We start from the raw sequence: 23235 nt of genomic DNA, 5'->3' as shown, positions 1-23235 counted from the left end.
CGGCACATCAGGCCGTGATGGTTCCGCGCTGGAACTGCTGCGCCACCCGGCCGTCGGCGACGGGGTATTGGTCGCCGATCGGGTAACCGTAGGAGCCGCTCTCATATCCGGACTTGCTCCAGATGTCGTAAATGGTGCCCGAGACCGGGTGTGCGCCAGTGCCTTCGGTCCAATAGATCACCCCGTGCTCGAACTTGCTCCAGCGGCCGGGAGTGTCGCCGAAGTAGCCGATCAACGGCACGGCGAAGCCGCCGGTGGACAGCTGGTACACGTTGCTGGTCGGATATCCGAGGGCGCCGCGCTCCCAGCCGAGCTCGCCCCATTTCGCGAGAATCGGCCCGTTCACGGCATAGGCCTTGCCGCCGTTGATGTTCGGCTCGGTGTAGAAAACGCCGTGTTGGAACCGCTGGAACTGTCCGTCGGCGGTGTCGCGCGCGTCGTCCAGCGGGACGCCCCACACAGCCGGTCCGCCCGTTTCGAGGAAGGTCTGCTCGATCTGCCCGGCGACCGTGAACTTGCCGACGGCCGTTTCAGCACCTGCGGGCGCGGCCAGTATCGCGCCGCCACCGATGGTGAGCACCACCAGTGCACGAATCACAGTGTCCCGCATTGCCATACCTCTCAGAGCTGCCATTGGTCGGCTTTGGTGTTGCGCCGGACGTTCAGGTAGTTCGGTTCGTCCGGCAGCCGCCAGTCCGGGCCGGCGAAGAACCGACTCGCCACCGGATCCCGCAGGCCCGCGGCGAGCAGCCAGGCCAGTGCGAGGCTGTGCTCGCCGTTCAGCGCGAGCAGCGCGTTCTCTACATCGTTGTGCGTCACCGCTTTACGGGTCGCCACATAAGCCGGGGCCTCGCTGAGCCCCGGGTACTGATACCAGTCCACCCACCATCCGGCGGGTACCACTGAATCCCTGGCGTTCTGGATGATCAAGGTGGGCGTTGGCACGAAGTTGGTGGGCGCCAACGGACCCGGCTCGAGCGCCAGCGATCCGACCACCTGAAAAGCGGGGTCGAGCGCGCGGAAGCGCGGCGCGATATTCGAGGCGAGCAGCGCGCTGCCGCCGCCTGCGGACTGACCCGCCAACAGGATTCGACTGAAGTCGACCTTCCCGGCCAGCGGCGAGGCCAGATCGAGGTCGCGTTCCTTCAGCCCACCGAGGCCGACGAACTGCATTTCCGACAGCGTGTTGAAGTAGTCGAAGGACACGGCGACGACGAATCCGTAACTGGCCCACTGCTTCAGCATCGCGTCGTAGAACCCGGGATCGGCGAGGATGCCGGGGGTGAAGACGACCGCAGGCGCCTTGCCCAACCGGTCGATGTCGGCGGGGTAGTAGTACTGGAGGCCGACCGGCGATCCGGACCCGAACGGGAAGGTGCCCTGGCAGCGGCGGGGAACAACCATATTTTCACCGCTGAGAGCCCCTGGCCCTGGACAGGGCACCGTCGCTGCGGTCTGCACCACCTGGTGCGGCCCCATCCCACCGAACAACGTGTCCAGATCCTGCGTATCAGGGTCGGCGTGCGCGACGTTCACCGCCAACACCGAAATGACGGAAACAACTACGCCCAGAACGAATCCGGGCAGACGCGGTAGTGCAGCGGTTCGAACATCCATCGTGCTGATACCTCGTCCGAGAGAAAAGATTTGGAACGCCACGCTAGGGCTATATTGCAAGACACGTCAACATAGGAAAGGGTCGCTCGCACGGTAATAGTTGTCACAAACAGGCATCCTGCCGACCATCCGCTATTAACCGCCCAGACATCCGATTACGCCTCTACCAGTGCAAGCGCAGCGGTCTCGATTCGATCCAGCAAAGTTGCCGACGCCGCAAGCAATATCCTACCCATTTCTCGAATATGCCATGTGAAAATACATAATTCGCTTTATCGGGCAAACGCTCTGTAGCAATCGACCCCCAAAGGGCGTAGGATGAATTTGCTGCTCCAGCCCATGGCGACATCAGATTGATGTCCTCTGCTGGCAGATGAGTCAAAGCATGGATGAATGTTCGCAAGTTTCAGAGCTTCATTACCGGCACCGAGACGTTCCACCGCGATGATGGCCACGCACTGCGACCATCCGTAACTGCCTCGGTAGCAACGGATTACAACATGACAGCCCGAACTCGGCGACGATCACGTCCACTGCAGAGTTCCAGCCTTCCCACGCGCCGACGAAACCGGCGGAGTAATTCGGCTCGCGATCGATTGCGAGCCGGTGAATATGCGCCGCGACGCGCCGCATATTCACCACACTTCGCACGGAAGCAGCGAAATAGAAGACGCACGCCACCATGGCCGATTTCCTTTCGACCGCAGCACATAAGCTATATAGGAGAATTATCATGACCAACAATCGCACCGCACGTACCCGTATCGCCGCACTGTTCGGCGGCATCATCCTCACCACCGGCGCCATGATCGCCATTGCCCCACCGGCTTTCGCCACTTGCAATGCCATGGACGGCGCCAACGGTGCCCCCGGCACGGCCTCCCAGCCAGCAGGCGGTGCGGGCGGCAACGGCAGCACCGGCACCCTGGATTGTCCCGGTGGCACAGGCGGCAACGGCGGCAACGGCTTCGGCGGCGCGGCCGGCGGCGCGGGCGGCATCGGCGGAAATGGCGGTCTCGGCCTGCACGGCACGGGTGGCGCAGGCGGTATCGGCGGCCTCGGCGGACCCACCGGTGGCTCCGGTGGCGCAGGCGGTGCGGGCGGCAACGGTGGCGCGGGCGCTACCGGCGGCGCGGGTACCGCAGGCGCGGCAGGCGGCGCGGGCGGCCTCGGCGGTGTTTCCCAGGCTGTTGATACCGGCGGACGTGGCGGCAAGGCCGGTAACGGCGGCAACGCCTCCGGTGCGATCAACAATGGCGGCGCGGCCGCACGCGGCGGCGACGGCGGCGCCAGCCCACTCGGAACCGGCGGTGCCGGTGGCGATGGCGGCAACGGCGGGGCCAAGACCGGCACCGGCACGCTCGGTGCCTGCGGCAACGGCGGCAGCGGCGGCGCGGGCCTGAATATCGGCGCGGGCGGCACCGGCGGCAGCGGCAGCGGCTCCTGCTGATCCGGACCGGATCGACCCGAACCACATCGCACAAACCGTGCGGTGTGGTTCGTCGCTGGGCCGACCCGGCCACGCTGTTATCGTCGGTATTGCCCGCGCCGGGCGGAGGGACCGCGCGAAGCACACCCCCGCCGACGAGGATGGTCTCTTGAAATACGTGCCCCGCGTTGCCCTTTTCCTGGCGATCCCCGCCATCCTGTTCCTGGTCCCCTGGTGGACCTTGGTCGGCGCGCCCACCGAGGGCACCGGATTGTTGTTCTGGCTCGGTACCGCGGTGTTCGCGCTGACCTTCGTCGGCCTGCCCGCATCGATGTTCCTCGGGCACGGACCCGCGCAATCGGATGCCGCGTCCATCGTCGGCGACACGTTGCTCGGTATCGCGTGGGTGGTGTTCAGCTGGTCGGTGATCGGCAACGTCGTCGGACTGGGACTGGCCGTCGGCGGTGTGCACGATCCGGCCCGCTCACGGGTCGTGGCAGTGGGTGTACTAGCGGTGTCGGTCGCCCTGGTGGTCTGGGGAATCATCGAGGCGCGACGGGTGCCCCGGGTGCGCACGGTCGATGTGTCGATCCCCGGGCTCGGACGCGGCCTCGACGGACTGCGCCTGGTGGTTGTCACCGACACCCACTTCGCCGCACTCGACCGGCTGCGCTGGTCGGCGAAGGTGGTCGCGGTCGTCAACGAGCAGCGACCCGACATCGCCTGTCACGCAGGCGATCTCGCGGACGGCTCGGTCGCGAAGCGGCACCCGCAGGTCGACCCGCTCGGCAAGGTCGACGCGGCACTCGGCCGCTTCTACATCACCGGCAATCACGAGTACTTCGGCGACGCCCAGGGCTGGATCGACCACATGGCCTCGATCGGCTGGCAGCCACTGCACAATCAGCACCAGACGGTGACCCGCAACGGCGACAGTCTGGTGATCGCCGGCATCGACGACCCCACCGGCGTCGGCCTGCCCGGCCACGGCCCAGACCTGCCCACCGCGCTCGCCGGCGCCGACCCGCACCTGCCGGTGGTGCTGCTGGCCCACCAGCCCAAGCAGATCACCGCCGCCGCCGAGGCGGGCGTCGCGCTGCAGATCTCCGGCCACACCCACGGTGGTCAGATCTGGCCGTTCCACTACCTGGTCCGCCTCGACCAACCCGTCGTCGCGGGCCTGAGCCGCCACGGCGACCACACCCAGCTCTACACCAGCCGCGGCACCGGCTTCTGGGGTCCCCAACTGCGCGTTTTCGCTCCGAGCGAGGTCACCGTCCTGATCCTGCGCTCGGCCCCTGCCAGCAGCTAGCCCGCCGGAACCCGATATCGGAGATGACGCGGAAACCGAGCCAAGATCGGTTCCGCGTCTTAAACTCCCACCACCACTGCACTCGCCCAGCAGGTTCGGTGAGTTGGGTTGCGGGGTATCGCGTTTCAGGAGGCAATTATGGGTAGGTGGCTGCACACCCTCACCGCTGCCGGTGTTCTCGTGCTGACCGTCGGGGCGTGCGGTAGTCCGCCGGCCGAGCAGAGCAAGAGCGGCGAGGCGGGCACCAAGGACTTCAAGGCCTGCATGGTGTCGGACTCCGGAAAGTTCGACGACAAGTCGTTCAACCAGACCTCGCTCAAGGGCGTCACCGACGCGGTCGCCGCCCTCGGCATCGCGAAGGCGCAGCTGGAGTCGAAGTCGGACAACGACTATCCGACCAACATCAACACGATGGTCCGGCAGAAGTGCAACATCATCGTCACGATCGGTTTCAAGCAGGGCGACGCCACCTACGCCGCGGCGAAGGCCAATCCGGATATCAACTTCGCGATCGTCGACTACGCCTACACCGACACCAAGCAGAACCCGCCGCTGCCGAACTTACAGGGCCTGACCTTCAACTCCGCCCAGCCGTCGTTCCTGGCCGGCTATCTGGCCGCGGCGCAGACGAAGACCGGCAAGGTCGGCACCTTCGGCGGAATCAACATCCCCACCGTCGCCATCTTCATGGACGGTTTCGCCGAGGGCGTCGCCTACTACAACAAGGCGAAGGGCAAGCAGGTCCAGCTGCTCGGCTGGGACGAGGCCACCCAGCAGGGCGTGATCACCAACGACTTCCAGGACAAGAACATCGGCAAGACCAAGGCCAACGATCTGATCAGCCAGGGCGCCGACATCATTCTCCCGGTGGCGGGTCCGGCGGGCCTCGGCGCGCTGGAGGCCGCACACTCCTCCGGCGGCAAGGTCACCGCGATCTGGGTGGACACCGACGGTTGCGTGAGCGCCGCCGAATACTGTTCGTCGCTGCTGTCCAGCGTCGAGAAGGCGATGGATGTCGCGGTGACGAAGACGATCACCGACGCCTACAACAAGCAGTTCAGCAACCAGGCCTACGTCGGCACCATCGCGAACAAGGGCGTCGGCCTGGCCCCGTACCACGACTTCGACGCCACCATCCCGGCCGAGCTGAAGAGCGAAATCACCGCGCTGACAGCCGATCTCGCGAGCGGAAAGATCACCCTCACGTCGAAGGCCCAGCCCGCAGCCAAGTGAGCCGCGGCCGTCACCGGGAGCGATATGCGGCTCGAACTACGCGGTCTCACCAAAAGATTCGGCACTCTGCTGGCCAACGACCACATCGACCTGATGGTCGAACCGGGCGAAATCCACTGCCTGCTCGGCGAAAACGGCGCAGGTAAGAGCACGCTGATGAACATGCTCTACGGGCTGTTGCAGCCCGACGACGGCGAGATCCTGCTGGATGACAAGCCGGTCACCTGCCTGTCGCCCAGCGACGCGATCGCTGCCGGCATAGGCATGGTGCACCAGCACTTCATGCTGGTGCCGGTGTTCACCGTCGCGGAGAACATCATCCTCGGCCGGGAACCCACCAAGGGTTTCGCCGTGCTCGATCGCGCCGCGGCGCGCAAGCAGGTGCGCGAGCTGTCGCAGCGCTACGGGTTTCCGGTGGACCCCGACGCGCTGGTGGCGAACCTGTCGGTGGGCGAGCAGCAGCGGGTGGAGATCCTGAAGGCGCTGGCCAACAACGTCGAGGTGCTGATCCTGGACGAGCCGACCGCCGTGCTCACCCCGCAGGAGATCGACGAACTGATCGGCGTGCTGCGCGCCATCGCCGCGAACGGCACCTCGATCATCTTCATCACGCACAAGCTCAAGGAAGTCACCAGGATCGCCGACCGGATCACCGTCATCCGCCGCGGCGCGGTGGTCGGCACCGTCGAACCGACCACGCCCGAGGCCGAACTCGCGGAGCTGATGGTCGGCCGGTCGGTCGAGCTCGTGGTGGCCAAGACGCCCGCCGCGCCCACCGGCCCCACCCTGGTCGTCACCGATCTGACCGTGCTGGACGCGGCCGGAACCGTGGTGGTCGACGAGGTGTCCTTCCGCGTCGACGGCGGCGAGATCGTCGGCATCGCGGGCGTGGTCGGTAACGGGCAGTCAGAACTGGTCAGCGCGCTGCTCGGGCTGCGGACGCCGGTGGCGGGCACCGTCACGGTGGGCGGGTGGGAGGTGGTCGGCCGGTCGCCGCGCCAGCACCTGGACGCCGGCATCGGCTATGTGCCCGAGGATCGTTCACACGACGGCTGCATCGGCACGTTCAGCGTCGCCGAGAACCTCGTGCTCGATCTGATCGACCGCCCGGAGTTCTCCCGGCACGGGGTACTGTCCCCCACCGCGGTGAAACGCAATGCCGCGCAACGGGTCGAGGAGTTCGACATTCGCGTCCGGTCCACCGCCGATCCGGTCAGCACCCTGTCCGGCGGCAATCAGCAGAAGGTCGTCCTCGCGCGGGAGCTGTCCCGGCCGCTGGAGGTGCTGATCGCCGGTCAACCCACCCGCGGCCTGGACGTCGGCTCGATCGAGTTCGTGCACAAACGCATTGTCCGCGAACGGGATCAGGGCACCGCGGTGCTGATCGTCTCGACCGAGCTCGACGAGATCTACGCGCTGTCGGACCGGATCATCGTGATGTATCGCGGGCAGATCGTCGGCATCGTCGGCCCGGACACTCCGCGTGATCAGCTCGGCCTGATGATGGCCGGCGCGGCACCGGGGAGTGATCGATGACGGGGACATCGGGCAGCCGGGTGGCGGGTTGGCTCGACCGGCCCTGGGTGCGCGAACTGATCGTCAGCGCGCTGGCGGTACTGCTCGCGCTCGTCGTCGGCGCGCTGCTCATCATCGTCAGCGACCCGAAGGTGACGGGCGCGTTCGGCTATTTCTTTGCGCGGCCGATGGATACGGTGTCGGCGGCGTACCACGCGGTGGCGGACACGTACCAGGCGCTGTTCCTCGGCGCGTTCGGCGGCAAGCATCAGATCGCCGAAACATTGGTGGCGGCAACGCCGTTGATCTGCACGGGCCTGGCGGTCACGCTCGCGTTCCGCGCCGGGTTGTTCAATATCGGCGCGCAGGGCCAGCTCATCGCCGGTGCGCTGTTCGCGGGCTGGGTCGGTTTCTCGGTGCATCTGCCGCCGGTGCTGCACGTGGTGGTCGCCCTGCTGGCGGGTATCGCCGGTGGCGCGCTGTGGGGCGGGATCGTCGGGCTGCTGAAGGCGCGCACCGGCGCGCACGAGGTGATCTCCACGATCATGGGCAACTACGTCGCGCTGTACGCGCTCACCTGGCTGCTCACCACCTCCTGGTTGCAGCGGCCCGGTCGTAACGAGCCGATCAGCCCGGTGGTCGACGACACCGCGCAACTGCCCCGATTCGGTGACACCCGACTGCATCTCGGGCTGTTGGTCGCGGTCGGCGCGGCGGTGTTCGTGTGGTGGCTGCTGTCCCGATCGACGCTCGGTTTCCAGCTGCGCGCGGTTGGCGCCAACCCGGACGCGGCGCGCACGGCAGGCATGAATGTCGGGCGCGCGTATGTGCTGGCGATGCTCATCGCGGGCGGCCTCGCCGGACTCGGCGGCGCGCAGCAGGTGCTCGGCACCGACCTGCCGCTGACCAACGGAATCGCCGGGTCGTTCGGCTTCGACGGCATCACGGTGGCGCTGCTCGGCCGCGGCAGTCCGATCGGCACGGTGTACGCGGCACTGCTCTTCGGCGCACTGAACGCGGGCGGCAACGAGATGCAGGCGGCGACCGGCACCCCGCTCACCCTGGTGACCGTGCTGCAGGCGGTGATCGTCGTGCTGGTCGCGGCACCGGCGTTGGTGCGCACCGTCTTCCGGATCCGGGCCGAGCGCGCGGACGCGGTACTCGCGAAAGGGTGGAACTGATGGTGACGACCACAACCGGCGCCGCCCGCGGGCTCGAGTCGCCGGAGAAGCATCAGCAGCGGCTGCGCCTGGGAATCTTGCTGTTGATCCTCGCGGTCACCGCGGTCGCCCTCGCGGTGTTCACCACATCGGGCGACGTCGACTTCCGCTTGGCCACACCGGATGCCGCGGGTCCGTCCGATATCAACGTGCCCGCCAAACCGGCGGCGCTGCTGCTGTCGGTGGTCGCCCTCGCGATCGCGATCGCGCACCTGTGGCGTGGACTGACCGGGCGGTGGGCCGCGGTGCTGTTCACCGTCTTCGGTGTCGCATTCGTGGTGACGTTCGTGTGCTGGGCGGCCTCGGGCAAAATCTTCCCGCTCACCAACCAGATTCAAGGCACCCTCGCCCTGTCGACGCCGCTGATTCTCGGTGCGCTGGCGGGCGTGCTGTGCGAACGGGCCGGTGTCATCAACATCGCCATCGAGGGCCAGCTGCTGGCCGGTGCGTTCGCGGCCGCGATCATCGCCACCGTCAGCGGCAGCTTCCTCGTCGGGGCGCTGGCCGCGGTGGTCGCCGGCGTGTTCATCGCCTGGCTGCTCGCGGTGTTCTCGATCCGCTATCTGGTGAATCAGATCGTGCTCGGTGTGGTGCTCGTGGTGTTCGCGACCGGCATCACCGGCTTCCTTTTCGATCAGCTCGCCGGTCTGACCGACGGCCCGGCCCGGTTCAACAACCCGGGAACCATGCAGCCGCTGGCCATTCCGGTGCTGTCCTCGATCCCGATCATCGGTCCGACGGTCTTCGATCAGACCGCGCTGGTGTACGCGATGGTCGTCGCGGTCGCCGTGCTCGGCTTCGTGCTGTATCGGACGCGCTGGGGACTGCGGGTGCGTGCGGTCGGCGAGCATCCGCGCGCCGCGGCGACCGTCGGCATCAAGGTGCTGCGCGTCCGCTATCAAGCCGTGCTCCTCGCGGGCGCGATAGCGGGCCTCGGCGGCGCCTACTTCACCATCGGCTCGACCGGCGGTTTCACCAAGGAGATGACGGCGGGCAACGGCTTCATCGCGCTGGCCGCGGTCATCATGGGCCGCTGGCACCCACTCGGCGCCACCTGTGCCGCACTGTTTTTCGGCTTCACCAAGGCCCTGCAGGGCCAGCTCCAGGTACTGGCAACCCCCATCCCCACCGAAGTCCTCCAGATGACCCCCTACCTGCTCACGGTGATCGCCGTGGCAGGCGCGGTCGGGCAGGTACGGCCACCGAAGGCCGACGGCGAACCCTACGCCCCCGGCTGATCCCAAACGAACACCCCAGCAGGCTGACGACAGAATCTGCACTCCCTCTCGGGATCTGCACCGCCTCTAGGGCCCTATTCCGAGTGCAGATCCCGAGAGAAAGTGCAGACCTTCGGCAGTACTGATCGGGGAACACCGGACGGGGTCTGAGCGAGCACCGAAACCCCCCTGACCCCACTCTTGTCCAAAGTGCTTGTGACGTAACCGCAACCCGATGACCACCTCGGGAACGCGACACCGCGCACCTGACGCACACCTAAAGCCGGGTACGGCACACGACGCGCCCACACTACTCACAGGAAAACAGGGATCGGTCTTCAGCTCATTGAGCTGGTCACGTTGGGAAATCCTTAGGTGCACTTGCCCGGAAAGGTGTACCTATCCAAGGGAATGACCGAATAGTGCTGAGCACGTCGGGTGGGGTCCCCGACCTTCTCTTCCGCAGCTTTGGGATCGGCAACGCTCAGTGCCAGCGTGAGGACTGGCTGTGGTCCGGTCTAGTGACCTTCCGGCATCGAAGCGAGTCAAAAGGTCGTTGCCCGTCATTGAGGCGAGTCAAATGGTTGCTGTTGAAGATCATTTAGCGACCATATGACTCGCCTCAATGGTGGGGTGGGTATCGGAAGGACTGCTGCGACCACCTATGGCGCGGGCGCTGGCTGCGGGCTGCTGCGGAACATTTGGGGGTATGCGACCGATCGCGTGTCACTGCTAGACCGTGTGCGACTCAGTCGCACCTAAGATGGGGCTGCTCCCGGTTGTTGATCTCGATCACGCGCTCGGTCGCGACCGGCACGCGAAAACCGGGGCGTTCCCGCACTTCTCGTCGATAGTCGATCCGAGGCAGGACAGATGACACTCAGTGGTTCCCGAATGCTCGACGTGGTCGGTAGTCGCCGGATGGTGGTCGCGGTGCTGGCGGCGATCACCGGCTTCTACTACTTGTTCGTCGCGGTCACCAATTGCACCGACACCGTCACCAACCGGCGCGGGGTGGCCGCCGTGCTGTCCATGCGGTCCACCATTCACAACTCGGGGACCGACTGGCGGGCGATCACCAGCGGTAACGTCGCCCTCGTCGCCTACATCCTCATCGTGATCTGGGAGTTCCTGATCGCCTTCGTGCTGCTGGCCGCCGCGGTGGCGTGGCTGCGCGAACTGAGCGGGTGGCCGCGCCGCCTTCGAGTCGGTCCGGGCGTGGCCGCGAAACTGTCCAGCCTCGGCTGGACCATGGTGGTGCTGCTGTTCCTCGGCGGATTCTTGACGGTGGCCGGGGAATGGTTCCGGATGTGGGCAAACAAAGAGGTCAATGCGTCCTCTGCGGCGCTGCAGAACTTCCTGATCGCCGCGGTTGGGCTCATTCTTGTGCACTTGCCCGAGCGGGACCTGCCGCGACCGGCAGAACAGGCCGTCTCCGATAGCAAGTAATCAGCATCCAAAATTCGGACAAAAGGGATGAAACGGATAAGTTGGGCAAATAGAAATTTGTACTGACACATCACAGACAAGTCCTCAGACAGATACCACCGAGTTGCCACTGATTCACCAGCCTAGTGGCTATACTCCTCGCACGCAGAACCCGGCTCCACCGACTGCTTCGACGATGATTCCGTGGTCGACAGACTTTTCCCACGTCAGCCCGTTCCTAATAGGTTCTGCGGCACTTCGGGAATGGCGCTGTGCACGCGCCGAGATCGACCCGAGACAGTAACCAGATGATGTCTGTCGCCAATATCAAGATCCAGTCAAGAAAGATCAAAAACCTTGCCACGCAGGGTGGTTGGCATGTGTATGCTATCGATTCATCACGTCCCCCACTATGAGGTGGGGGTATGGGCGAGGGCGGTGTCGGTGTGGACGTGAATAGGATCCAGATACGTCGCGCGGCTATTGCCGCGATCGCTCTGGGTGTGCTGGCTCTGGGGATAACGGGCCTGATAGACCGACTGTTGCTCGGTACCTTCATCTGCACGGGACTCGCGGTCGGTTGGTTGAATGCCCAACTCACATTGTGGGCCATCACCCGAATTGCCAGTTCGGAAGTACCGAGCAAGCAGCGTTTGGTAGGTTCCTCGGCACTGAGGCTGCTCGGCATAACCGCCGTCGCCATCCTGGTTGCATTCCTTGCACGCCCCAATGGCATCGGCATGTTCTTCGGCTTGGCCCTCTTTCAAGTCACCCTGGTCCTCAACACTGTCCTGCCTGAATTGAAAGGGCTTCGCCAAACGCCATGACGATCCCAGCCATTTCATTTGCCCAGCTGGCCCCGACCGTCACGCTGCTCGCACAAGAGGCTCCCGCCGAGGAACCGAAGATCAAGGTCGGTCACCACGCGGTCGCACATGCCTTCGGCATGTCCTTCAATGTCGACACCATCGTGTCCACGTCGGTCGCCGCGCTGATCGTGCTCGGGCTGGCCTTCTTCCTGCGGCTCAAGATCACCTCCGGGGTACCGAACGGCGTGCAACTGTTCTTCGAGGCCGTGACGGTCCAGATGCGCATCCAGGTGGAAAGCGCCATCGGCATGAAGGTCGCGCCGTTCGCCCTTCCGCTCGCGGTCACCCTGTTCGTCTACATTCTGCTGTCGAATTGGCTCTCCGTGCTTCCGGTACAGATCGGCGACGGGGAGTTGCTCGCACCGCCCGCCTCGGACGTCAACTTCGTCTACGCGCTCGCGTTGTTCGTGTTCATCGCCTACCAGTCCGCCGGCATCGCGCGGCGCGGTCCCTTCGGCCACCTGAAGGCAACACTGAAGGGGCACACGGGCTGGGGCCCGATGGTGTTCATCAATGTCGTCGAAGAAATCACCAAGCCATTTTCGCTGTCACTGCGATTGTTCGGAAACATGTTCGCCGGCGGTGTGATGCTCTCGGTGATCACGTTGTTCCCCTTCTGGATCAGCTGGGGCCCCAATGCCGTCTGGAAAATGTTCGACCTGTTCGTCGGCGCTATTCAGGCGTTCATCTTCTCGCTGCTGACAGTCGTGTACTTCAGTCAGTCGATGTCGCTGGAGAACGAAAACCACTGATCGGCACATGCCGATCTGGACAACATCCGAGAATAGGAAGTAGAAAATGGCAGACCCCACCACCGCGTCCATCATCCAGGGCGCCCTCATCGGCGGCGGCATCATCATGGCCGGCGGCGCCATCGGTGCAGGCATCGGCGACGGCCTAGCCGGCGCTGCGCTGATCAATGGTGTCACCCGTCAACCGGAGGCTGAGGGGCGGTTGCGCGGCATCTTCTTCCTGACCGTCAGTCTGGTCGAGGCGGCCTACTTCATCAACCTAGCCTTCATGGCGCTTTTCGTATTCGCGACTCCCGGCAAGTAACCGGGCATGTCTCCGAGAACCGATGTAGTTGCCGCGGAGAACTTCCTTATCCCCAACGGCACCTTCTTCGTCGAGTTGCTGATCTTCCTGATCGTGCTCGGCGTCATCTGGTTCTTCGTCGTTCCACCGATCCGCAAGGTGCTGGAGGAACGCGAAGAGCGGACCGCAGAGACCATGGCGACGACCAAAGAGGCGAGGCAGTTGTTCGCCGAGGCCGAAGCCAAGCATCAAGCGGCACTGGAGAAGGCGCGGTCGGAAGCGGCCGCGATCCGGAGCAAGGCGCGCGCCGAGGGCCGGGAAATTCTCGAGGAAATGCGCGGGCAGGCGCAGCAGGAGGCCAACGGCGTTGTCGCGGAGGCCGAGGCGCAATTGCGGGCGCAGGCAGATCAAATCGCCGCGGAGTTGCGTGAGACGGTCGAGCCACTCGCTCGGTCACTGGCCGACCGCGTGGTCGGCGTCGATGATGAGCGGCGGGCCCGAACAAGCCGAGGCCAGCAGACAGGACGGGCGTCGTCATGACTCCTAGCAGCGACATCCTTGCCGAAGGTATCTACCAAATCCATTTCGAGTGGCAGGTGTTCGTCAGCCAGCTGTTCGGCTTCGCGGTCATTATCTGGGTCTTCGTCAAATACCTTCTGCCGATTGTCAAAAGGATGATGGCCAAGGCGCAGGGCGACATTCGGAAACAGATCGAGGAGAACGAGCAGGCGGCGGCCCGCCTCAGCAGAGCCAAGCAGGTGTACGACGAGGGCCTGGCCGAGGCGAAAGCCGAACTCGCCCAACTGATCGAGGACGCGCACGCCGACGCCGACGCCATCGTGGTGAAGATGCGGGAGACCGCCGCCGCCGAGGTCGAACGGGTCGGCAAGCAAGGCCGCGACCAGATCGAGTTGATGCGCAGGCAGCTGATCCGCGACCTCAAGGCCGATTTCACCAAGCAGGTCATGACGCACACCACCGAGAGCGTGCGCGAGCAGGTCCAGTCGCCACAGATCAAGTCCGACGCCGTCGAACGGTTCCTGGACGACCTGCAGGCGATGGCGAACACCGGCTCGTCCGGCCGGACGCACACGCAATCCCAGTGGAACTGACAACCCACCCTCGACGGACCTGAGCCCCACTCGCCGCACTCGAGCGGGGCCCTCCGGCAAGAAAATCGCTCGGCCATCTCCGACTGCGGTCATTATGCTGGCGCTTGTTCGAATACTGCCATGCCGTTATGGATCGGAGTTCAACAATGACGGAGGCAACGCCCACCCTCTACGAATGGGCCGGTGGCACAGCGGCTTTCGAGGCGCTCACCGAGGTTTTCTACCGCGAGGTCCTGAAGGACGAGCTGGTCGGCCCGCTGTTCGCCGGCATGGATCCGGGACATCCGAAATATGTCGCGATGTGGCTGGCCGAAGTCTTCCGCGGACCCGAGACCTACAGCACCGAGCGTGGCGGCTACGCCCATATGGTCCGCCAGCACCTCGGCAAGGCGATCACCGAACCGCAACGCCGTCGATGGGTGAATCTGCTCATGGATGCCGCCGACGAGGTGGGCATGCCCGACGACCCGGAGTTCCGCTCCGCCTTCTTCGCCTACATCGAGTGGGGCACCCGCCTCGCCCATTCGAACTCCCAGCCCGATGCCGCACCGCCCTTGAAAGCGCCGATGCCGCACTGGGGTTGGGGCGAGGCGCCGCCCTACCAGCCCTGAGTCAGCTGAAGTAGTCCTTGAACAGGATCTCGCTGACCTTGGTGACGGTCTCCTTGCCGACCTGGTAGCCGTTGTCGACCACCTGGGTGTTGTTCATGATGGCGACGGTGAACTGCTCACGCGGCCCGACGAATCCGACCGAGTTCATCAGCCATGAGCCGTCGTCGTTGTCGTCGGACCAGCCGTTCTTGTTCCCCGGCGCCGCCTTGTCGCCCGCGCCCCAGACACCCCACTGTTGGTTGGTGTCGAGCGAGTCGCCGCCGTCCACCGCGCGCATCTCGCCGACCAGGTAGTTGCGGTGCCGCGCGGGCACCTTCTCCAGGACGAAATCGATGAGCTGCTCGAGGTCGTTGGCGGTGGCCAGGATCCAGCCCCAGGAATCCGGGTGGCCGTCGGCGAACTTGATGCCCGCCATGCCGAACGACCGGAACCGCGGCGCGAACGCCTTCTCGCCGCCGTAGCGTTCCCACAGGGTGGTCGCGGCATCGTTGTCGCTGGCGTGCAGCATCCGGTGCATCAGCTCGCGGTCCTCGGCGCCCAGCGTGATCGAGCCGAGGTCGTCGCGCAGCAGCAGGTCCACCGCCATCGCCAGCTTCGGCGTGGAACAGGCCCAGATCGGGGTCGCCGCATTCGCATTGCGCCACACCGCACCCGTGCGGCGGTCGCGCACCACGATGCCGGTGAACCCGGGACGGCTCTTCGCATAGGCCTCCGCCTGGGTGATCCGCGACTTGAACGCGGGATCGAAACCGCGCGGTGATCCGATCTCCTCGCGCGCCGGACCCGTCGGCGCCGGCGCCGCGTGCTCCGCGCCGCGTGGCTCGTACATCAACGCGGCCGCGACCAGCGACCCGGCGACCAGTAGACCGGATAGCACCAGGGGCACCCTCGACTTCCGCATGAACGTCCATCCCTCGCTGTGTCGCTAGACAGAAAACGCAGGTCACCGGTAGTTGCATCCTTCCCAGCAGACCGCGCCGGAGCAACCCGACACTCGGAGGAGGCGGTAAATCGCGGTGGGGCGGCGCTGCCCCCGACGCCGGGGGCACGATATTCAGTGCGCCCCGGATTGCGTGAAACTTAGTAACACGCACCGCAATTGACCCGATGACTAGTTGTCAGCGCAGGTTCGTGGATGGAGGACCACGTTCGTGCCCCGGGCGACCGGAGCAGTTGCGCAGACCCCGCACTACGGAAAACTACAGACGACCACACCGATTCCGGGGGTTCAATGAACATCAAGTCATGGGCTTTTGCCGCACTGGCCGCGAGCGTCGTCCTCGGCGCGACCGGCTGCGGTTCGAGCAGCCCAGAGCCACAGGCGACCAGGACGCCGATCCCGTCGGCCGCGCCCGCAGCGCCGAGCACACCGGGTAACGCATCGGGTCCGGCGCAGCCGGGCAACACCGATCAGCCCACCAATCCGCCGCGGGCGCAACCGAACGCGCCGGAGACCAGCGAGGCACCGCCGCCCGCGAGCGTGCCGGTCAATCAGCAGGAACCCGCACCCGCACCGCCGCCGGCCTCGAACCAAGGGCCCTACGGCAGTGGACACGGGTTGTGCTTCGACCTGAACTCGGAACTCGCCCACAACGCGGTCGGCCGCTTGGCGCCGAACGCCGGGGGCTACCCGTGGACCATCGTGGAGGCGAGCACCGATCCGATCTCGGCGGGCTGCTCCGGCTTGCTGTCCTACTTGGTGGTGAACTGGGACGGCAGCCATCCCGGGTACCACGTCTTGTACTTCACCGACGGCAAGTACCTGGGGACGGCGACGTCCAAGTACTACGCCTACACCACGGTGCTCGGTAAGACCAGGAACACCGTTTCGCTGCAGTACCGCTGGGCCAAGCCGGAAGACGCGCTGTGCTGCCCGTCCGGCGGACCGAGCAATGTGACGTTCACCTTGAGCGGCACCACCGTCACGGCACAGGGACAGTTCCCCCCGAATCCGGACAAGTAAACCGCTGGTTGGTCAGCGCAGGTTCGCGGATGGAGGACCGCGTTCGTGCTCCGGACGGCCGGAGCAGTTGCGAAGACGAGCAGCAGTAGCGATCTATCTACGACAACACCGATTCCGGGGGTTCGAATGAACATCAAGTCATGGGCTTTTGCCGCACTGGCCGCCAGCGTCGTCCTCGGCGCGACCGGCTGCGGTACCAACTCGACACCACAGCCGACCAGGACGCCGATCCCGTCGGCCGCATCGCCGGGCCGGCCCGCCGATGCATCACAGGCCACCATCGCGCCGCCACCGGCGAGTGTGCCCGTCGACCAGAAAGAACCGGCGACGTCCCCGCAGAACGCCGACCAGGGACCCAATGGCAGCGGACACGGCCTGTGCTTCGACGTGAACTCGGAGCTGGCCCACAACGCAATCCAGCGGCTGGGCACGCCGCCCGTGGGCAGCAACGCGCAATGGGAGATCGTCGGCAGCGGCACCGAGCCCATCTCCAGCGGCTGCTCCGGCGTCCTGTCCTACCTGACGGTGGAGTGGCAGGGCATCCATCCCGCCACCCACATCCTGTTCTTCGCCAACGGAACCTGGCTCGGCACCGGCACCGCCAAGCCCTACAGCTACACCCAGGTGCAGGAGCGAACCAGGAGCACCCTCGCGGTGCAGTACCGATGGGCCAAGCCCGAAGACGCGCTGTGCTGCCCGACCGGCGGACCGAGCATCGTGACCTACGTCTTGAACGGAACCACGGTCGAGGCGCGCGGCCAGTTCCCGCCCGACAACTGACCCGACCACGATCCTGACCGCTCCACCGCGGTCAGGATCGTTCCGCCACCCTCGTTATCCAAAGCGCTCGGGCCGCAACCACAGCCAGATCGCCACGCGAGAACCCATCCCTACCCCCACCATGTGTCTCACGACCATCCTGGCAGCGGGCGTATACGCGGTGTACGGCTCACAGAAACGGTGAGCGCTGTCATCGGGCTGTAGGGCGGGACCCCGCTGTTGGTGGCAGGCGCACTCTCTCTCGGGATCTGCACTCGGAATAGGGCCCTATTCCGAGTGCAGATCCCGAGAGAGTGCGGATTTTCGGCGCTGGGGGCGGGGGTTAGGAGGGTTCTGCGGCGGAGCGTAGTCGGGCTAGGTCTTGGTGGAAGGTGTGGGTGAATAGTGGTGTTAGTAGGCGCATTCCTAGTGTGCCTACCAGGCCGAGCGGGGGGTGTAGGTGCTCGGTCCAGGCGAGGTGGGTGCGGGTGTTGGGGAGTTCTGTCAGGTGGATGTCGCCGCGGCCCTTGACCCAGCCGAGGTGCTCGATTCCGAGGTGGGCTGGGCTCGATCCGTTCGGCGGGTCCCACACGTCGACGCGGATCCGGTCGCGGGTGGCGATGCCGGCGATTCGCACGGTGGTCGCTACCGTCACGCCGACGCCGGAACGGTGTGGTGAGGTCACTTCGAAGTCGGAGGCTTCGCGCATCCACTCGCCCTGGTTCTCCCAGTCGGTGAGCAGGTCCCACAGTCGTTGTGGCGCAGCCGAAATGTCGGCGCTTACGGTAACCACCACGGGGCGCATCGTGAATCACCGCCCGATCAAGGCCACGACGGCTTTGGGTGCGGCCAGCCATTCGCGGATGTTGTTGCGTATCAACGTTGTCCGACGGCAATCACAATAGGCGGTGACCCCGTCGGCATCGATGCCTTCGGCGCGGCACAAGGCGACGGCTCGCGGCACATGCCGGTACTGGGAGACGATGATCGCGCGATCGATGCCGAACAGCCGCTTGGCGCGTTCGCAGGTGGCACGGGTCGACAAACCTTCGCCGTCGGATCGCACGAGCGCCGGATCGACACCGTGGTCGACGAGATACTTTGTCATCGAGGCGATCTCATCTCCTGAGGTACCGGCGGCGTCACCGGACACCAGGATCTCACGGGCCTTACCGGCCGCCAGGAACTCGATCGCGACATCGAGCCGTCCACGCAGATATGCCATCGGCGCACCGTCAGGGCCGACCTTAGCTCCGGGCACGATCACGACCGGAACCGCCGGCGCCGCCTCAGGGCTGAACCGATGGCCCGACGACACCATCCGCAGCCGGACATTCGAGCCGACCACGACCAGCACCAGTCCCGTCGCCGCGACCGCAGCCACGCCGAGCAGCCTGCGCGCCCAGCGCTTCCCCGCACCGCCCGGTAGCTTCCGATCGTCCGCCAAAACAACCTCTTCCAGTCGGTCCCGCCGTGCACATGCTGACTACGGCTGACGTCGGTCGTTATCAATGACAAGCGTAGGCGACCGGGTAGACAACGCCGGCCACAGCAGCAACCGCCACGTCGTTGACCAACCGGGCCGCCTCCGCGAGCAGTCCCCGCATGGCTGTTACGTCGGGCTCGATACTTCCTGTGTCACAGCGTCTTCGGGCTCAATCGGCTTACCCGCCCGCGACCTGGTGATCGCCACACCGGACAGGCACAGCAAGCCGCCGACCACGGCGAGCGGCCCGGGGACCTCGTCGAGCGCGATCCACGCCATCACAATCACCAAGGCGGGGACGGCGTATGTGGTCACGCCCATCTTCCCGGCCGTAGTACGGGACAGCGCGTAAGCCCAGGTGGTGAACGCCAGAGCGGTCGGAAACACGCCCAGGTACACCACGCTCAATGTTGCGGACAGCGGCGCGGCGGTGGCCTCGCTGAACAGCTGACCGGCGAACGGCAAGCAGGCAATGGCGCCGATGACGCACCCGCCGGTGGTCACCTGCAGCGCTGACGCGTGCCCCAGCGCGGGCTTCTGCGCGACGACCGCCACCGCCCAGGCCGCAGCGGCGGTCAGACACAGGACCACACCAAGCACGGCTGCGCTACCGCCGCTGGAATTCGACAGGCCGACCACCACCGCTCCGGCGAACGCGACCGCTATGCCTGCCATCAGCCGCCCCGGAAATCCTTCCCGCAGAACCAGTCCGCTCAGCACCGCGATCAAGATCGGCCCGATGTTGATCACCATCGCCGCGGTGCCCGCGTCGACGTGCTGCTCGCCCCAGTTCAGAGCCACCATGTAGACCCCGAACCACAGCACACCGGACACCAGAATCCCGGGCCACGCGGCACGGGCAGGCATGCCCTCGCCCCGGATGATCAGGATCAGCACCAGCGTGATGGCCCCGGTCAGCAACCGCCCCAACGCCAGCGCACCCGGCGAAAAGTCCTCCCCCGCAGCACGAATGAACACAAAGGCCGAGGCCCACAGCACCACGGTGACCGCGGCCGCGACAACGGCCTTCCGATCGCCCGAGCGAACGACTTGCTCCATTTATCGAACGCTAGAGCACCGGCGCCGCGAACTCACGCGGTTTTCGGACACCGCGACTGTGCCGCTCCGCACCTACGGGACCGCGATGGAATAGACCTGTTCGGCCAGCTCGGTGCGTTGACCGTGCTTGATGAAATAGACGTCGTAGAACCCGGCGCTGCCCGGTTTGGCGAGCTCGATCGTCGCACCTGCCGAGGTCTGGGCACGGTCGGCGATCGGCGGATCCAGCGGGGTCCAGCTGCGCTGGTTACTCTGCCAGCGTGTTGTCTGTGCGTCGGTCGGTTTGGTGAAGGCAGGCCAGCGATCGACGGCCAAAGTCGGTCCGTCGGGTATGTCCCAGCGGAGTTTCAGTGCGCTGGAACAGTTCTCGGGCGACGGGACGGTGGACTGCAGATCGCCCGACGACAGGTCGAGGAAGTAGACGACCGCCAGGCTGCACGCCATGTCGCGCAGATAGCTGCTGGGCACCGCGTATTGGGACAGTGCGGCCGACTTGCCGTCGGGACTGAAGACTGCGCTGTAGAAGTACGCCTTCAAGTCGGAGAGCGGTCCGTGCGTATGCGTGGTGCCGTCGGCGTCGATCGTGAAGAGCTGGCATTTGATCGAGTCGTACTGCTGCTCTATCTGATAGCGGTTCAGCAGCAGTTGATCCCCGTGGACGGCCAAGAGATCTACCCGTTCTTGCGTCTGTAGTGCGGGCGTGATCGTGCGCCATACCGTCGGCTTCGGCTGTGCCGCAACGAGATCCATGCGCATGACGGTGTCCGGTGCTTGCAGCCACACGATGGTGCTTGCGCTGAGCGGGAGGACCTGACGGCAGCCACAGGCGACCCGGAGGGGTGCCGCGGGTGCTCCGGTGGAGACCGCCGCGACGAAGGACCCGTCACCGCCGCGTGCATCTTCCTTCCAGAACGCGAATTTCGAGTCCTTGGTGACGCCGACGTCGCGCGTTGTATCGAAAGAGCCTGGCGTTCGGGACAGGATCGTGGTGCCGTCCGCGACAACCAGTTCGGTACTTGTCGCGTACGCGAATATGTCCGTGCTGGCGACAGGTTCGGTCGCGCTCGTCGGCGGGCCCGCGCAACCGGTGGCAACGAGCATCGCCAGCGCCGCGAACGCCACCAGTCGACGTCTGGTCACCTTTGCCTCCTCAACGGCAGCACCCCCGAGATGTGGTCTGGATCGGGGCGAAAGGCCGTCAGACAAAGTCTGTCCGATCACCACGCATCTGGTGGTCGATTCACAACCATGGCACGCCCGCACGAAGCAGCACGTTGGCATAGGGCCGCGCCTCACCCGTGCGAACGACGAAGCGGCACTGCCCGATCCGCCGTTTGAACTCTTCGTGCGCGAGCAACTCGGCATTCAACCGGGTCAGGATATCGGCCGCCTCCGGATTCGCGGCGACGACATCGGCGCTCCCCCAGGCGGCTTCGACGGCAACCTCATCGAGGATCAGCTCGAGCACGGGCGCGAATCGCGGCATGCCGTAACTGATTCCGAGATCGATCACCGATACACCGGGCGGCACGGGCAGGCCCGAGTCGCTGACGGCGAAGGTGTCGGTGTGGCGGAGGGCGACGAGGGCCGACATCAGTTCGGCGTGAATCAATCCACCGGTGCGCAAGGTGCTTCCAATCTGGTTGTGCGGAAACTCGAGTCGGCGGGCGGCAGCGCCGCGACAACCTGCTCCCGAGTGGGATAGGAGGCGTGGGTGCCCGCCGACTGGACAGACAGCGACGCGGCCGCCGTCGCAAAGGCCACCGCCGCACTCAGGTCGGCTCCATCGGCCAGCGCGGTGGACAACGCACCGACGTACGCATCACCCGCCCCGGTCGAATCCACCGAGTCCACCTGCGGCGCAGGCTGATACCTGACGCCGACGGACTCCGCCGAGCGTTGGGCCAGGATCGACCCGGCGGCACCCAACGTGACAACGACCGACGGCGCTCCGCGCGAACACAGCGACCGCGCGGCTCGACCTGCCTGCTCCCTGGTCGCGGTCGGCGCCCCGCTGATCGTGGCCAACTCGTACTCGTTCACCACGAGCGGATCACACCGCCGCAGCAGTTCATCGTCGAGCTCCGCCGCCGGAGCGGCATTGAGGACGAACCGCCGCGCCAGTCCTGCGGCCCAGGTGACCACTGCGAGCGGTATTTCGAGCTGTGCGACAACCACATCCGCCGACGCGAGCAGCTCGGCCTCGGCCAGCTCCGCCAGTTCGGCGTCGGATTCCCAGGCGAAGTTGGCGCCGGGGTCAACGACGATCTGGTTCTCCCCGGCGGCGACCGTGACGTAGGCCCGACCGGTCCGCATCCCTGGAACCTCCCGCAACGCAGCCGTTTTCACGCCCGCCTCGGCCATCGATTCCAGCAGGGCCGCCGCGGCCGAATCGCCGCCGACCCGGCCGACGAACTGCACACTCCCGCCCACCTTCGCCGCAGCGACCGCCTGGTTGGCCCCCTTACCACCCGGATTCGTCCGCGCCCCGACGGCCAGCACGGTCTCCCCCGGCCCGGGCAACCTCGCCACCTCGCAAACCACATCTTGGTTCATCGATCCGATGACCGTGATCCGCCCGGTCACGAGACCTGTTGTTCCACAGCAGGCTTCGTCTCCAGGTTGCCGGGCGCGGCCCCGGTGATCAGCGCAACCAGCCGGTCGCCGTCGATCTCGCCCACTCGATGCGCGGCCACCGAACGACCGCGCCGCAGCACCACCACGTTGTCGCAGATGCGCATCACCTGCGCCAGATCATGGCTGATGATCAGCACGGTCACCCCGCGGTCGCGCAGCCCACGCACCAGTTTCTCCACCGCGGCGGTCTCCCGAACACCCAGCGCGGCGGTCGGCTCATCCATGATCACCATCGATTTGCCCCAGGCGACCGCACGGGCGATGGCGATACTCTGCCGCTGACCGCCGCTCATCCGCCGCACCGTAGTGCGGACCGAGGGCACATCCACGTCGAGATCCCGCAGGATCTCCCCACTCCGGCTGATCATCGCCTTCCGATTGACGATCTTGATCGGCCAGGACGGATAGACGAGTTCCCGGTTCAGGAAGAGGTTCTGCCACACGGTCAAATCGTCGATGAGCGCGAGATCCTGATACACGGTCTCGATCCCCATCTTCCTGGCATCCTCCGGCGAGCCGAGGCGCACCGGCGCGCCACCGAACAGAATCTCCCCGGAATCGGGTGGGTGCACTCCGGTCAAACAGCGCACCAGGGTGGACTTGCCCGCCCCGTTGTCACCGACGAGCGCGGTGACCTCCCCTTCCGGAATGGTCAGCGAGACATCGTCGAGCGCACGGACGGAGTCGAACGACTTCGTCAACCCGCGAGCCTCGAGCATCGGCTTGGTCATGT

General features: G+C 65.7%; 25 protein-coding genes. 15 read left to right on the top strand and 10 right to left on the bottom strand.

The features are described 5' to 3' along the window. Positions 1-7: 7 nt before the first annotated feature. Both ABZ942_RS00890 and ABZ942_RS00885 read right to left on the bottom strand, forming a co-directional pair. A complete protein-coding gene (locus tag ABZ942_RS00890) occupies positions 8-610 on the bottom strand; it encodes a hypothetical protein (RefSeq protein ID WP_357377693.1) in 603 nt (200 codons plus the stop codon). 11 nt (positions 611-621) lie between these two features. Continuing rightward, entirely contained in the window at positions 622-1617 is a 996-nt protein-coding gene (locus ABZ942_RS00885) for a hypothetical protein (protein ID WP_357377691.1), read from the bottom strand. 733 nt (positions 1618-2350) lie between these two features. Here ABZ942_RS00885 and ABZ942_RS00880 point away from each other — a divergent pair. From ABZ942_RS00880 to ABZ942_RS00820, 13 genes are all read left to right on the top strand, one after another. Continuing rightward, positions 2351-3067: a hypothetical protein gene (locus ABZ942_RS00880; protein WP_357377689.1), complete on the top strand. Its 717-nt coding sequence runs from the start codon at positions 2351-2353 to the stop codon at positions 3065-3067. Between the two features lie 148 nt (positions 3068-3215). After that, positions 3216-4358, top strand: a complete 1143-nt coding sequence (locus ABZ942_RS00875) for a metallophosphoesterase (protein ID WP_357377687.1) — start codon at positions 3216-3218, stop codon at positions 4356-4358. 138 nt (positions 4359-4496) lie between these two features. Next, positions 4497-5591, top strand: coding sequence for a BMP family ABC transporter substrate-binding protein (locus ABZ942_RS00870; protein ID WP_357377685.1), 1095 nt, complete (start codon positions 4497-4499; stop codon positions 5589-5591). 24 nt (positions 5592-5615) lie between these two features. Further along, complete coding sequence (locus tag ABZ942_RS00865) at positions 5616-7127, top strand: ABC transporter ATP-binding protein (protein ID WP_357377683.1); 1512 nt, start codon at positions 5616-5618, stop codon at positions 7125-7127. Continuing rightward, positions 7124-8287, top strand: a complete 1164-nt coding sequence (locus tag ABZ942_RS00860) for an ABC transporter permease (protein ID WP_357377681.1) — start codon at positions 7124-7126, stop codon at positions 8285-8287. Before ABZ942_RS00865 ends, ABZ942_RS00860 begins: the two co-directional genes overlap by 4 nt. Then, positions 8287-9564 carry an ABC transporter permease gene (locus tag ABZ942_RS00855; RefSeq protein WP_357377679.1) on the top strand — a complete coding sequence of 426 codons (1278 nt, stop codon included), beginning with the start codon at positions 8287-8289 and terminating at the stop codon, positions 9562-9564. The genes ABZ942_RS00860 and ABZ942_RS00855 overlap by 1 nt, the downstream gene beginning before the upstream one ends. Before the next feature lie 852 nt (positions 9565-10416). Further along, on the top strand, positions 10417-10992 hold the full coding sequence (locus ABZ942_RS00850) for a DUF2165 domain-containing protein (RefSeq protein ID WP_357377677.1): 576 nt from the start codon (positions 10417-10419) through the stop codon (positions 10990-10992). Positions 10993-11396: 404 nt separating this feature from the next. Then, entirely contained in the window at positions 11397-11798 is a 402-nt protein-coding gene (locus ABZ942_RS00845; RefSeq protein WP_357377675.1) for a hypothetical protein, read from the top strand. 119 nt (positions 11799-11917) lie between these two features. Next, positions 11918-12592 (top strand): F0F1 ATP synthase subunit A, encoded by a 675-nt coding sequence (gene atpB / locus ABZ942_RS00840; RefSeq protein WP_357379309.1) that lies wholly within the window; start codon positions 11918-11920, stop codon positions 12590-12592. A 46-nt stretch (positions 12593-12638) separates the two neighbouring features. Beyond that, entirely contained in the window at positions 12639-12896 is a 258-nt protein-coding gene (locus ABZ942_RS00835) for a F0F1 ATP synthase subunit C (protein ID WP_357377673.1), read from the top strand. 6 nt (positions 12897-12902) lie between these two features. Further along, complete coding sequence (locus tag ABZ942_RS00830; protein ID WP_357377671.1) at positions 12903-13415, top strand: F0F1 ATP synthase subunit B; 513 nt, start codon at positions 12903-12905, stop codon at positions 13413-13415. After that, a complete protein-coding gene (locus ABZ942_RS00825) occupies positions 13412-13987 on the top strand; it encodes a hypothetical protein (RefSeq protein WP_357377669.1) in 576 nt (191 codons plus the stop codon). Before ABZ942_RS00830 ends, ABZ942_RS00825 begins: the two co-directional genes overlap by 4 nt. Positions 13988-14133: 146 nt before the next feature. Then, positions 14134-14598 carry a group II truncated hemoglobin gene (locus ABZ942_RS00820; protein WP_357377667.1) on the top strand — a complete coding sequence of 155 codons (465 nt, stop codon included), beginning with the start codon at positions 14134-14136 and terminating at the stop codon, positions 14596-14598. A 1-nt stretch (position 14599) separates the two neighbouring features. Here the strand turns inward: ABZ942_RS00820 and ABZ942_RS00815 are convergent, their stop codons facing one another. Continuing rightward, positions 14600-15499, bottom strand: a complete 900-nt coding sequence (locus ABZ942_RS00815) for a serine hydrolase (RefSeq protein ID WP_357377665.1) — start codon at positions 15497-15499, stop codon at positions 14600-14602. Positions 15500-15829: 330 nt separating this feature from the next. Between ABZ942_RS00815 and ABZ942_RS00810 the strand changes: the two genes are divergently transcribed. Beyond that, entirely contained in the window at positions 15830-16561 is a 732-nt protein-coding gene (locus tag ABZ942_RS00810) for an LppP/LprE family lipoprotein (protein ID WP_357377663.1), read from the top strand. A 126-nt stretch (positions 16562-16687) separates the two neighbouring features. Continuing rightward, positions 16688-17341, top strand: coding sequence for an LppP/LprE family lipoprotein (locus ABZ942_RS00805; protein WP_357377661.1), 654 nt, complete (start codon positions 16688-16690; stop codon positions 17339-17341). A 322-nt stretch (positions 17342-17663) separates the two neighbouring features. Here the strand turns inward: ABZ942_RS00805 and ABZ942_RS00800 are convergent, their stop codons facing one another. The 7 genes from ABZ942_RS00800 to ABZ942_RS00770 form a co-directional block, all read right to left on the bottom strand. Further along, entirely contained in the window at positions 17664-18116 is a 453-nt protein-coding gene (locus ABZ942_RS00800; RefSeq protein ID WP_357377659.1) for an SRPBCC family protein, read from the bottom strand. 15 nt (positions 18117-18131) lie between these two features. Continuing rightward, positions 18132-18767 carry an ElyC/SanA/YdcF family protein gene (locus tag ABZ942_RS00795; protein WP_357377657.1) on the bottom strand — a complete coding sequence of 212 codons (636 nt, stop codon included), beginning with the start codon at positions 18765-18767 and terminating at the stop codon, positions 18132-18134. 165 nt (positions 18768-18932) lie between these two features. Continuing rightward, positions 18933-19865: a DMT family transporter gene (locus ABZ942_RS00790; protein WP_357377655.1), complete on the bottom strand. Its 933-nt coding sequence runs from the start codon at positions 19863-19865 to the stop codon at positions 18933-18935. Positions 19866-19937: 72 nt separating this feature from the next. Further along, positions 19938-21005, bottom strand: a complete 1068-nt coding sequence (locus ABZ942_RS00785; protein ID WP_357377653.1) for a hypothetical protein — start codon at positions 21003-21005, stop codon at positions 19938-19940. A 100-nt stretch (positions 21006-21105) separates the two neighbouring features. Next, positions 21106-21492 (bottom strand): D-ribose pyranase, encoded by a 387-nt coding sequence (rbsD, locus tag ABZ942_RS00780; protein ID WP_357377651.1) that lies wholly within the window; start codon positions 21490-21492, stop codon positions 21106-21108. Next, positions 21474-22451 carry a ribokinase gene (locus tag ABZ942_RS00775; protein ID WP_357377649.1) on the bottom strand — a complete coding sequence of 326 codons (978 nt, stop codon included), beginning with the start codon at positions 22449-22451 and terminating at the stop codon, positions 21474-21476. Before ABZ942_RS00775 ends, rbsD begins: the two co-directional genes overlap by 19 nt. Continuing rightward, entirely contained in the window at positions 22448-23233 is a 786-nt protein-coding gene (locus tag ABZ942_RS00770) for an ATP-binding cassette domain-containing protein (protein WP_357377647.1), read from the bottom strand. Before ABZ942_RS00770 ends, ABZ942_RS00775 begins: the two co-directional genes overlap by 4 nt. Between the last annotated feature and the right edge of the window lie 2 nt (positions 23234-23235).

Source organism: Nocardia sp. NPDC046473 (assembly GCF_040645995.1).
Lineage (GTDB): Bacteria > Actinomycetota > Actinomycetes > Mycobacteriales > Mycobacteriaceae > Nocardia.
This window is presented reverse-complemented; position numbering and strand designations above follow the sequence as displayed.

What these genes read in the sequence shown, in the direction of transcription:
- ABZ942_RS00890 (WP_357377693.1), bottom strand. Translation starts at nt 610, where the DNA reads ATGCGGGACACTGTGATTCGTGCACTGGTGGTGCTCACCATCGGTGGC.
- ABZ942_RS00885 (WP_357377691.1), bottom strand. Translation starts at nt 1,617, where the DNA reads ATGGATGTTCGAACCGCTGCACTACCGCGTCTGCCCGGATTCGTTCTG.
- ABZ942_RS00880 (WP_357377689.1), top strand. Translation starts at nt 2,351, where the DNA reads ATGACCAACAATCGCACCGCACGTACCCGTATCGCCGCACTGTTCGGC.
- ABZ942_RS00870 (WP_357377685.1), top strand. Translation starts at nt 4,497, where the DNA reads ATGGGTAGGTGGCTGCACACCCTCACCGCTGCCGGTGTTCTCGTGCTG.
- ABZ942_RS00865 (WP_357377683.1), top strand. Translation starts at nt 5,616, where the DNA reads ATGCGGCTCGAACTACGCGGTCTCACCAAAAGATTCGGCACTCTGCTG.
- ABZ942_RS00860 (WP_357377681.1), top strand. Translation starts at nt 7,124, where the DNA reads ATGACGGGGACATCGGGCAGCCGGGTGGCGGGTTGGCTCGACCGGCCC.
- ABZ942_RS00855 (WP_357377679.1), top strand. Translation starts at nt 8,287, where the DNA reads ATGGTGACGACCACAACCGGCGCCGCCCGCGGGCTCGAGTCGCCGGAG.
- ABZ942_RS00850 (WP_357377677.1), top strand. Translation starts at nt 10,417, where the DNA reads ATGACACTCAGTGGTTCCCGAATGCTCGACGTGGTCGGTAGTCGCCGG.
- ABZ942_RS00845 (WP_357377675.1), top strand. Translation starts at nt 11,397, where the DNA reads ATGGGCGAGGGCGGTGTCGGTGTGGACGTGAATAGGATCCAGATACGT.
- atpB (WP_357379309.1), top strand. Translation starts at nt 11,918, where the DNA reads ATGTCCTTCAATGTCGACACCATCGTGTCCACGTCGGTCGCCGCGCTG.
- ABZ942_RS00835 (WP_357377673.1), top strand. Translation starts at nt 12,639, where the DNA reads ATGGCAGACCCCACCACCGCGTCCATCATCCAGGGCGCCCTCATCGGC.
- ABZ942_RS00830 (WP_357377671.1), top strand. Translation starts at nt 12,903, where the DNA reads ATGTCTCCGAGAACCGATGTAGTTGCCGCGGAGAACTTCCTTATCCCC.
- ABZ942_RS00825 (WP_357377669.1), top strand. Translation starts at nt 13,412, where the DNA reads ATGACTCCTAGCAGCGACATCCTTGCCGAAGGTATCTACCAAATCCAT.
- ABZ942_RS00820 (WP_357377667.1), top strand. Translation starts at nt 14,134, where the DNA reads ATGACGGAGGCAACGCCCACCCTCTACGAATGGGCCGGTGGCACAGCG.
- ABZ942_RS00815 (WP_357377665.1), bottom strand. Translation starts at nt 15,499, where the DNA reads ATGCGGAAGTCGAGGGTGCCCCTGGTGCTATCCGGTCTACTGGTCGCC.
- ABZ942_RS00810 (WP_357377663.1), top strand. Translation starts at nt 15,830, where the DNA reads ATGAACATCAAGTCATGGGCTTTTGCCGCACTGGCCGCGAGCGTCGTC.
- ABZ942_RS00805 (WP_357377661.1), top strand. Translation starts at nt 16,688, where the DNA reads ATGAACATCAAGTCATGGGCTTTTGCCGCACTGGCCGCCAGCGTCGTC.
- ABZ942_RS00790 (WP_357377655.1), bottom strand. Translation starts at nt 19,865, where the DNA reads ATGGAGCAAGTCGTTCGCTCGGGCGATCGGAAGGCCGTTGTCGCGGCC.
- ABZ942_RS00770 (WP_357377647.1), bottom strand. Translation starts at nt 23,233, where the DNA reads ATGACCAAGCCGATGCTCGAGGCTCGCGGGTTGACGAAGTCGTTCGAC.